The 10,303-nt window shown below is 65.8% G+C and carries 5 protein-coding genes; 2 read left to right on the plus strand and 3 right to left on the minus strand.

Features of this window, described 5'->3' with window-relative positions; genetic code table 11:
- Positions 1-128 precede the first annotated feature (128 nt).
- Complete coding sequence (locus QMZ25_RS10855) at positions 129-3,122, minus strand: TonB-dependent receptor (RefSeq protein WP_283219629.1); 2,994 nt, start codon at positions 3,120-3,122, stop codon at positions 129-131.
- A 409-nt stretch (positions 3,123-3,531) separates the two neighbouring features.
- Here QMZ25_RS10855 and QMZ25_RS10860 point away from each other — a divergent pair, with 409 nt between their 5' ends.
- Positions 3,532-4,809, plus strand: coding sequence for a sugar MFS transporter (locus QMZ25_RS10860; RefSeq protein WP_053515641.1), 1,278 nt, complete (start codon positions 3,532-3,534; stop codon positions 4,807-4,809).
- A 20-nt stretch (positions 4,810-4,829) separates the two neighbouring features.
- Here QMZ25_RS10860 and QMZ25_RS10865 read toward each other — a convergent pair whose 3' ends face one another.
- A complete protein-coding gene (locus QMZ25_RS10865) occupies positions 4,830-5,837 on the minus strand; it encodes a LacI family DNA-binding transcriptional regulator (protein WP_053515642.1) in 1,008 nt (335 codons plus the stop codon).
- 341 nt (positions 5,838-6,178) lie between these two features.
- Between QMZ25_RS10865 and QMZ25_RS10870 the strand changes: the two genes are divergently transcribed.
- Positions 6,179-8,710, plus strand: coding sequence for an exo 1,3/1,4-beta-D-glucan glucohydrolase (locus QMZ25_RS10870; protein WP_283219630.1), 2,532 nt, complete (start codon positions 6,179-6,181; stop codon positions 8,708-8,710).
- A gap of 78 nt (positions 8,711-8,788) precedes the next feature.
- Here the strand turns inward: QMZ25_RS10870 and rho are convergent.
- A partial coding sequence (gene rho, locus QMZ25_RS10875; RefSeq protein ID WP_283219631.1) for a transcription termination factor Rho occupies positions 8,789-10,303 on the minus strand: 1,515 nt, incomplete at its 5' end.

Here is a 10,303-nt window from a genome sequence, read left to right on the forward strand (position 1 = left end):
CAGCATGCGTGGACATCCTGGGCGTGATGGAGGGCCGGGCCCGTGCCCGGCGGCCTTGGGTCCGCGCATCATGCACCCGTGCGGCGTGGGCCGGGCATGAACCCGGCCCACGAGGCCTCCGGCGCCGGTCAGAACTTGTAGCGGACGCCGAACATGTAGCGCGGACCGGTCTGGGTGGCATAACGCAGCATGTTGGTGTGCCGCGAATAGGTGCGCATGGTCTCGTCGGTCAGGTTGATTGCTTCCAGGCTCAGCGTCAGCTGTTCGCTGACCGCGTAGCTGATGTTGAGATCGAGCTGACCGTACGCGGCAGTGTAGTTCGGGTTCGGGCCCTGGCCACCGATGCCGTTGAGGAACTTGTCGCGCCAGTTGTAGGCCGCGCGGATCTGCCAGGCGTTCTTGTCGTAGAACGCGACCACGTTGGCCGAATCGCTCAGGCCGATCATCGGGTACTGGTCGCCCAGGCTGAGGTTGTTGAACGTCAGCCCCGACTTCACCTTGGTGTAGTTCGCGGCCACGCCGAAGCCGGACTGGCCGAACAGGTGCTGCACCGCCACTTCCCAGCCGTCGAGGTGATCCGAGTGCTGGTTGGCCGGTACCGTGATGTCGAAACCGGCCACCGGGTCGTTGGGCTGGCCGACGATGGTGCCGGTCATCTGCCCGGCCGAATTGCGCCCGGTATAGGTTACGCCGGGATCCCCGGCATGGTTGGTGAAGATGTAGTCGCGGATGCAGGGCATGTCGGTGGTGCCGCAGCCCGATGCCAGTGCCTCGTTCCAGTACGCGCCACCGACCGGCGTATGCAGGGTGCCGGCGTTCTCGCGCACGATGGTGTCGCTGATGAAGTTCTTGATGTTCTTGCGGAAGAAGCCCACGGAGGCATAGCTGGCCTCGCCGTAGTACCACTCCAGCGACAGATCGAAGTTGTCCGAGATCAGCGGCTCCAGACCCGGATTGCCGCGGGTGCCGGTGCCGCCCTGGGTGCGCACGATGTCGGCCAGCGACTGACCGCTCTGGATCTGCGTCCAGCTCGGCCGGCCCAGGGTGCGGCTGTAGCTGCCGCGCAGCGCCAGCGTCTCGGCCAGGTCCAGTTTCAGATCAACGTTCGGCAGCACGTAGTCGTACTTGCCCTTGCCACCGACGAAGCCGCGATCGGCGGCGTAGTCGATGTTGAACTCGTTGGCCGAACTCCAGCTGATGCCGGTCGGTACGCGCACCAGCGCATTCGACTCCACCTCGGTCTGCTCGTAGCGCGCGCCGACGGCCACGTGCAGTGGCATCGACCAATCCAACGTGGTGCGGTACTGCAGGTAGGCACTCTTCGACTTCTCGGTGGTGCGGATGTCCTCGGAGTACTCCGTCGGTGCGTAGTAGCAGCTCGGGCAGGCCGGATCGGAATCGGTGCCGACCTGGGCCGCCCGATCGATCAGGCGGTCGAAGTCGAACACCAGGAACTGGCCGGTCAGGCGCGGATCGTTGTGGCCGGAGAATGCCTTGAAGTACTTGCCCATGTTGTCGGCGTACCAGATGTCATCGGCGTAGTCGGCCGGAGAGCCCAGACCGCCCCAGCTGTTGCGCTGCATGATGGCTGAGGCAGAGCGGTTCTCCACCTGGGTGTGGCCCACGCCGAAGTCCAGCGCCGAATAGTCGGCGAAGCGGAACGTGCCGCGGCCCTGGTACTGCTGCACCTTGGACTTGTTGTAGCTGTTCTGGAACACCGAGCCGGTGACCAGTGCGTCGGAGGCCTGCACGCCGCCCGGCGGCAGTGCGATGTTGATGATCGGCAGGTCGCCGCTGTAGTCGACGGTGGTGGTGCCACGCACGAAGGCGGCCACGCCGAGCACGCCCGCCGAGCCATAGGGACTGTCCGGCCGCGATTCCGACTCGGCGTTGTGCACATCGAAGGACAGGTCCAGCGCGTCGTTCACTTCCCAGTCGACGTTGAAGCCCAGCGAGTGCATGTCGGTCTTGGTGGCCAGTTTGGCGCCGCCCATCGACACGTCCGAATTGGTCATGTCCTCGCTGTAGATGATCGGCGCGGACACCGGGCCGTTGGTCCAGATGCTGTCGCCCGGACCATAGTTGAACCAGACCGACAGCTCGCTGCGCTGCTGCTGCACCTTGTTCTCGACATAGGTGTAGTCCAGCGTGGTGGTGACATTGTCGGCCGGCTTCCACTGGAACGTCGCCTGCGCGTTGGTGCGCTGCCGCTGCACGCCATTGACGTTGTAGGCGGTGTTCTGCGGACGTGCGTAGACATCGTCGGGGCCGGGGCGGTTGGTGATGCGGTCGGAATACCCCTGGCCCGGCAGCGGCAGTGCCCGCCAGTCCGCGCTCTCGTTGCCCTTGAACGTGGCCCAGCCCTCGGCCACGGTGGCCTGGTTGAAGCCGGAATCACGTTCCTGGTGGCTGGCGCTGAACGTCACGCCGAAGCGATCGTCGGCGTAGCGCTGGCTGAAGATGCCCGAGAACTCGCCAGTGACGTTGGAGCCGCGCAGGGTCCGCGGCAGGTTGTCGTTGGACGAATCGTTGACCGCCTTCAGACCAAGGCTGATCACCGGTTCGGACTCCAGCGGCCGCAGCGTCTTGATGTTGATGGTGGCACCGATGCCACCGGCAGGATTGTCGGCGCGGCTGGTCTTGTATACCTCCACCGCAGAGATCGACTCGGAAGCGAGGTTGGCGAAGTCGAACGAGCGCGAGCCGGACAGGCCGCCGCCGCCGTTGCCCAGATTCGACGCCGGCATCTGCCGCCCGTTCAGCAGCACCAGGTTGTAGTCCGGACCAATGCCGCGCACGGTCACCTTGGACCCTTCGCCGCTGGAGGTGCGGTCGATGGAAACACCGCTGATGCGCTGCAATGATTCGGCCAGGTTGGTGTCCGGGAACTTGCCGATGTCCTCGGCGACGATGCCGTCAACCACGCCCTGGCTGTCGCGCTTGAGGTTCATCGATGAGGTCAGGCTGCCGCGGATACCGGTGACCTGCACCGCATCGAGCGTGGTCGGATCGACTGGTTCGTTGGTGGCGGGTGCGTCCTGTGCCCATGCCGGGGCGGCCAGCGCAGCCAGCAGCGCGGACGTGAGCATCGTCTTGCGAGGTACTGCCTTGTACGTCTTCATGGAAGCTCCCTCCCCAGGGAATTCGGTAATGGCGATCCTGCTTCGTTCAATCACGGACTACTGCATGTGGCCCGGATTGGAGCGACGCTTGACAGCGTTGTCAACAAGCTGCCATGAAGTGCGCCGCGTCGGCGGTCGCAAGGCGCGCTGTGAAATCGTTGCCAGAACCTCGTCGCTTCGGAAACAACGCCTTGTGCGACGGCATCTGCAGCGGTTTTTCAGGGATGACAGCGCTGCCAACACGAGGGCAGGAAAGTGTTGTGCGGTGCAGAACAAAACTGCGCGGATCAGCTTTCAGCCCGCAGGTGTCAGGTCATTCGTCGGATTGACAGCGCTGGACAATCACAATGGCTGCAAATGTCACGCATGACCGCAGGATGGCTTCGATCACTGACTGGAAGGACAAGCAATGGACACAGTAACGACCGTTCGAGGACATCACGTGCAGGGCACCACCCGCGCACTGGCGGTGGTCACCGCCATCTTCTTCATGTGGGGCTTCCTGACCTGCCTCAACGACATCCTCATTCCGCACCTGAAAGCGGCGTTCGCGCTGAGCTGGGTGCAGGCGATGCTCATCCAGTTCACCTTCTTCGGCGCCTACTTCCTGATGTCGCTGCCTGCGGGCCGGCTGGTGGCTGCGGTGGGATACAAGCGCGGCATCGTCGCCGGGCTGGCCATTGCAGGCGTCGGCTCCCTGCTGTTCTGGCCGGCTGCGGCCGCCCATGTCTATGGGCTGTTCCTGGCGGCGTTGTTCGTGCTGGCCACCGGCATCACCGTGCTGCAGGTGGCGGCCAACCCCTACGTGGCATTGCTGGGCGAGGAGCGCACCAGCTCCAGCCGGTTGACCCTGGCGCAATCGATGAACTCGCTGGGCACCACGCTGGCACCGTTGTTCGGTGGCCTGCTGATCCTGTCGGCGCAGCCGCGCAGCGAGGAGCAGCTGGCGCTGTTGCCGCAGGCCGAAGCACTGGCCTACCGTGCAGCCGAAGCGCAATCGGTGCAGCTGCCGTACTTCGGCCTGGCAGTGGTCCTGTTCCTGCTGGCGGCAGCGATCTGGATGTTCCGTCTTCCCACCATTCCCGGCGTGGAGGAACGCACCGGCGCGCGAAGCCGGCCGTGGGACGTCCTGCGCCACCGTCATGTGCGACTGGGTGTGCTGGCCATCTTCTGCTACGTGGGCGCGGAAGTTTCCATCGGCAGCGTGCTGGTCAACTTCCTGTCCTCGCCGGGCATCGGCCAGGGCATGACCGAGCAGGAGGCCACCGGTTATGTCTCGCTCTATTGGGGCGGCGCGCTGGTCGGGCGCCTGCTTGGCGCGGCGCTGCTGGCGCGGTTGGATGCGCGCTGGCTGCTCGGTCTTTTCGCGCTCGCGGTGGTGCTGCTGCTCGGCATCACCGTCTCCACCACGGGTGGCCTGGCCAAGTGGGCGGTGGTGAGCATCGGACTGTTCAACTCCATCATGTTTCCGACCATCTTCGCGCTGGCGATCACCCGCCTTGGAGCTCTCACCGGACAGGCTTCAAGCCTGTTGGTGATGGCGATCGTCGGCGGTGCGGTCATTCCGCTGGCCATGGGCTGGCTTGCCGACAATCATGGCCTGCAGCTGTCGTTCCTGCTGCCGGCGCTGTGTTATCTCTACATTGCCTTCTATGCATGGAAGGGTTCGCGGCTGCCTGCCGCGTGAGCCGCAGGTTCGCCGCTGGCTCAACGTCGCCGTGGTGCGGCGGTCGACTCGCGTTCGAGTACCGCGTGCTCGACCGTGATCATGCGGCCAGCGGCTTCGGCACGGATGTGCTCGATCAACTGTTCGGTGGCCAGCCGCCCCATGTGCGAGGTCGGTTGGCGCACGGTGGTGAGTGCAGGGTAGATGTGCCCTGCGATCGGCGTGTCGTCGAACCCGCACACCGAGAGGTCGCGCGGCACGCGAAGGCCGCGTTCGCCCGCGACGCGATACACGGCCGCGGCCATGTCGTCGTTGGCGGCGAAGATTGCCGTGGGAGGCTCATCCATGTCGAGCAGCAGGTTGGCTGCGTCCACGCCGGACTCGAACGAGAACTGGCCGTTGACCACCAGCGCCGGATCGTAGGCGATACCCGCCTGCCGCAGGGCCTGGCGGTAACCGGCGTAGCGCCACTGGCAGGCACCATGCGCGCGCGGCCCCTTGATGTGGGCAATGCGGCGGTGGCCCTGCGCGACCAGGTGACCGATCAGCTCGACCACCGCAGTGGTTTCATCCATGCGCACGCCGATGCGTCCTTCCGGGTGTCGCGGGGCGATGCAGGCGAAGGGAATGTCATGCTCTTCCAGGTACGACAGCACTACTTCGTCGTCGGTCAGCGGCGGGATCAGCACCACTCCATCCGGACGCGAGTTCTCGAACAGCGCGGTCATGTCGGGCAGGGTACGCCGGCCAGTGCCCACCGGGCCGAGGATCAGGTTGTAGTGCTGTGCGTGGCAGGCCTCGAGCATGCCGTTCTGGATTTCCATCAGGTAGTTGCGCGAAGGATTGTTGTAGACCAGTGCCAGCGCGTACGAGCGCTGTCCGGCCAGGCTGCGCGCGGAGAGATTGGGCTTGTAGCCCAGGCGCGCCACGGCCGCCAGCACCCGTTCGCGGGTCTGCTCGCGCACGTTGGGCTCGCGGTTGAGCACGCGGGACACCGTCTTGATCGATACCCCGGCAACGGCGGCGACATCCTCGATTCGACTGCGCATGATGCGGTGGATCCTCCTGGAAGGCGGCGGCTACGCGCCGATGGTAGTGCGTACCTGCGATGTCGGTGTTGCCGGAGCAGGCGGATGGTGCCACGACGCGAGGGGGACTGGCACGTCCTGAATTCTTGTCGCGTCGCAACACCCACCGCCGCGGGCCATGTGCTGCGTCGGCCGCAAAGCCCGCCGTTACGCGATTGCAGCCACCGGATGTGCGATCGCTCATTGACACGATGCAGGCAGGCTTATATGACAGCGCTGTCAGGACGGGCGTCCGATCGCCCATGCCGACGTGCCGCTGCAGTCCCGCACGCCAGGAACGTCACCCACGGAGGTAGTACCCAGTGAAGCGCCCCACCCAGACCCTTCTTGCCGGCTGTCTGCTGGCCGCCCTGGCCGCATCGGCGGGTGCCGCGCCGTCCACGGGCGAACGCCTGCAGGACTGGCCGCGCGTCCACAGCGTGATCGCTGCTGATGCGGATATCGAAAGGCGCGTGCAGGAGATCCTTGCGCAGATGACGCTGGCGCAGAAGATCGGGCAGATGACCCAGGCCGAGATCAAGACCATCACGCCGGACGAGGTGCGCCGCTACTACATCGGCTCGGTCCTCAATGGCGGTGGCTCCTGGCCGGGCATGGACAAGCACGCCAGCGTGCAGGACTGGCTGCAGCTGGCCGATGCCTACCACGCTGCATCGCTGGCAACCGATGCGAAGACGCCGGTGCCGGTCATCTGGGGCACCGATGCGGTGCACGGCCACAACAACGTGCTGGGTGCGACCCTGTTCCCGCACAACATCGGCCTGGGCGCGGCCGGCGATGCCGAACTGATCGAACGCATCGGCGAGGCGACCGCGCGCTCGGTGCGCGCCACCGGCATCGGCTGGGTGTTCGCACCCACCCTGGCCGTGGCCCATGACCCTCGCTGGGGCCGCACCTATGAGAGCTATTCGTCCGACCCGGCGGTGATCCGCAGCTACGCCCACGCCTACGTGAAGGGAGCACAGGGCACCTTCAAGGACGACGGTAACGTGGTCACCACCGCCAAGCACTACCTGGGCGATGGTGCCACCGACAACGGCCGCGACCAGGGTGAGGCGCTGGTCGACAAGAACACCATGATCAACGTCCACGCGCAGGGATACTATGGTGCGCTTGCCGAGGGTGCGCAGACGGTGATGGCCTCGTTTAACAGCTGGAACGACCGCGCCGCAGGCGTGGACTACGGCAAGATGCACGGCAGCAAGGCGCTGCTGACCGATGCGTTGAAGGACAAGATGGGTTTTGATGGCTTCGTCGTCTCCGACTGGAACGGCATCGCGCAGGTGCCGGGCTGCCGCAACGACAGCTGTGCGCAGGCCATCAATGCCGGCATCGACATGGTGATGGTGCCCGACGACTGGAAAGCGTTCATCGCCAACACCACCGCGCAGGTGAAGAGCGGTGAGATTCCGCTGGCGCGCATCGACGATGCGGTCACCCGCATCCTGCGGGTGAAGCTGCGCGCGGGCCTGTTCGACCACAAGCCGTCCGACAGCCGCTACGCCGGCGATGCCAGTGCCGTGCAGCACCGTGACCTGGCCCGGCGTGCCGTGCGCGAATCGCTGGTGCTGCTGAAGAATGAAGGCGAGGCACTCCCGCTGCGCCGCGATGCGCGGGTGCTGGTGGTCGGCAAGAGCGCCGACAGCATCGGCGACCAGTCCGGTGGCTGGTCGCTGACCTGGCAGGGCACCGAGAACACGAATTCCGATTTTCCCAACGCCGATTCCGTGCTGGGCGCGCTGCGCGCCGAACTGGGGGCGGACAAGGTCAGCTTCAGCGCCGATGGCCAAGGCGTCGATCCGAAGACTTTCGATGTGGTGCTGGCGGTGATCGGTGAGACGCCCTATGCAGAGACCAACGGCGATATTCTCGCTTCGGATACCGTCAGCCACAGCCGGGCCTACCCGCAGGACCTGGCCGCGCTGAAGGCCGCAGCTGCAACTGGCAAGCCGGTGGTGACCGTCTACCTGTCCGGTCGCCCGATGTATGTCAACGACCTGCTCAATCTGTCCAGCGCCTTCGTCGCCGCCTGGCTGCCGGGCACCGAAGGCAAGGGCGTGACTGATGTGCTGGTGGCGGGCAAGGGCGGCAAGCCGGCACACGACTTCCGTGGACGCCTCAGCTTCCCGTGGCCGGGCGTTCCGTGCCCGGCACCGATCGACCAGCCCGACGCGAAGAAGCCGGCGCTGTTCGCGCTTGGCTATGGCCTCAGCTACGCCAAGGGCGGCAAGGTCGCCAGGCTCGAGGAAGCTGACCCGGACAGCTGCGGCGAAGTCACCGTGCTGCCGATCTTCAACCGCGCCGACACGCCGCCATTCGCCCTGCACGTTGCCGCCGCGGGAGCGACCCAACCGCTTGGCAATGATCTGAACGCTACGCTGCGCTGGCCCACCGCCAAGCCGGTGGTGCAGGTGCGCACCGTGCAGGTGAACACCCAGCAGGACGCCAAGGAGGTGACCTGGCGGGCCCCGGCGCAGCTGATCGCACGCAGCACCTCGCGCCGCAATCTCGGCGCACTGGCGCGCAGCAACGGCGCGCTGCAGTTCGACGTGCAGCTGGTGAAGCGCCCGGCATCGCCGGTGAAGGTGACCATGGAGTGTGGCAGCGGCTGTGAGGGCGGGGTGGACATCGCCCCGCAGCTGGTCGCGCTGGCGCCCGGGCAGAAGCAGACGGTGACCGTGCCATTGGCCTGCTTTGCAAAGCGCGGCGTGGACCTGGGCGCGGTGGAAGCCCCGTTCGTGGTCAGCGCCGACGCGCCGTTCGCCGCGGCATTCACCCAGGTCAGGTTGACGGCCAACACGGCCACCGCCGAGGGCGCGGTGGCCTGCCCGTAACCGAAGGCAGCGCCGGGCCATGCCCGGCGAATGCGCCGTTCCCGAGCAAAAAAAGCCCCGCAGTGCGGGGCTTTCTTCTTATCGCTTCATGGAACCGAAGAACTCGTCGTTGGACTTGGTGTTCTTCATCTTGTCGAGCAGGAATTCCATCGCGGCCATTTCATCCATCGGATGCAGCAGCTTGCGCAGGATCCAGATCTTCTGCAGCAGTTCCGGCTCGATCAGCAGGTCTTCGCGGCGGGTGCCGGAGCGGTTGATGTCGATGGCCGGGAACACGCGCTTCTCGGCGATGCGGCGGCTCAGGTGCACTTCGCTGTTGCCGGTGCCCTTGAACTCTTCGTAGATCACCTCGTCCATCTTCGAGCCGGTGTCGACCAGTGCGGTGGCGATGATGGTCAGGCTGCCGCCTTCTTCAACGTTGCGCGCGGCACCGAAGAAGCGCTTCGGGCGGTGCAGGGCGTTGGCGTCCACACCACCGGTCAGCACCTTGCCCGAGCTCGGCACGACGTTGTTGTAGGCGCGTGCCAGGCGGGTGATCGAGTCCAGCAGGATCACCACGTCCTTCTTGTGCTCGACCAGGCGCTTGGCCCGTTCGATCACCATTTCGGCAACCTGCACGTGGCGTGCGGCCGGCTCGTCGAAGGTCGAGCTGATGACCTCGCCGCGCACGGTGCGCTGCATTTCGGTCACTTCTTCCGGGCGCTCGTCGATCAGCAGCACGATCAGGTGCACGTCCGGATGATTGGTGGTGATCGCGGTGGCGACCTGCTGCATCATCATCGTCTTGCCCGCTTTCGGCTGGGAGACGATCAGCGAGCGCTGGCCCTTGCCCTGCGGGGCCATCAGGTCGAGGATGCGGCCGGTGATGTCTTCCGACGAACCGTTGCCGCGCTCCAGGGTGAAGCGGCGACGCGGGAACAGCGGGGTCAGGTTCTCGAACAGCACCTTGTTCTTCGACGCTTCCAGCGGCTCACCGTTGATGGTGTCCACGATCGACAGCGCGAAGTAGCGCTCGCCGTCCTTCGGGAAGCGGATGCGGCCGGACAGGTGGTCGCCGGTACGCAGGTTGAAACGGCGGATCTGGCTGGGCGAAATGTAGGTGTCGTCCGGGCCGGCCAGGTAGCTGGCTTCGGCCGCGCGCAGGAAGCCGAAGCCGTCCGGCAGGATCTCCAGCACGCCATCGGCGGCAACGCCGTCGCCGTGGCGGGTCAGCACCTTCAGCAGGGCGAAGATCACATCCTGCTTGCGGGCACGCGCCACACCCTCGGAGATCTGCAGCTGTTCGGCGATTTCCAGCAGCTTCTGTGCCGGCATGCGCTTGAGATCGCTCAGCGAATAGACCGGGAAGCCTTCCGGCACCGTCGGCTGCACGCGCGGCACGAAAGCCTGCTGCTCGCCGCCCTCGTTGGGCATGCCGTCATCGCGGAAGCGGTTGTTGCGGTCGCGGTCGCGGCGGTTGCGGAAACGGTCACGGCGGTTGCCCTGACCCTGGCCCTGCTGGCCATTCTGGTTGTGCTGATGCTGGCCGCCACCCTGAGGGTTCTGCTGCCGCGGCTGGCCGGATTCGCGACCCTCACCGCCTTCACCGCCGCC

The organism is Stenotrophomonas sp. RS-48, assembly GCF_030053245.1.
Taxonomy (GTDB): domain Bacteria; phylum Pseudomonadota; class Gammaproteobacteria; order Xanthomonadales; family Xanthomonadaceae; genus Stenotrophomonas; species Stenotrophomonas maltophilia_P.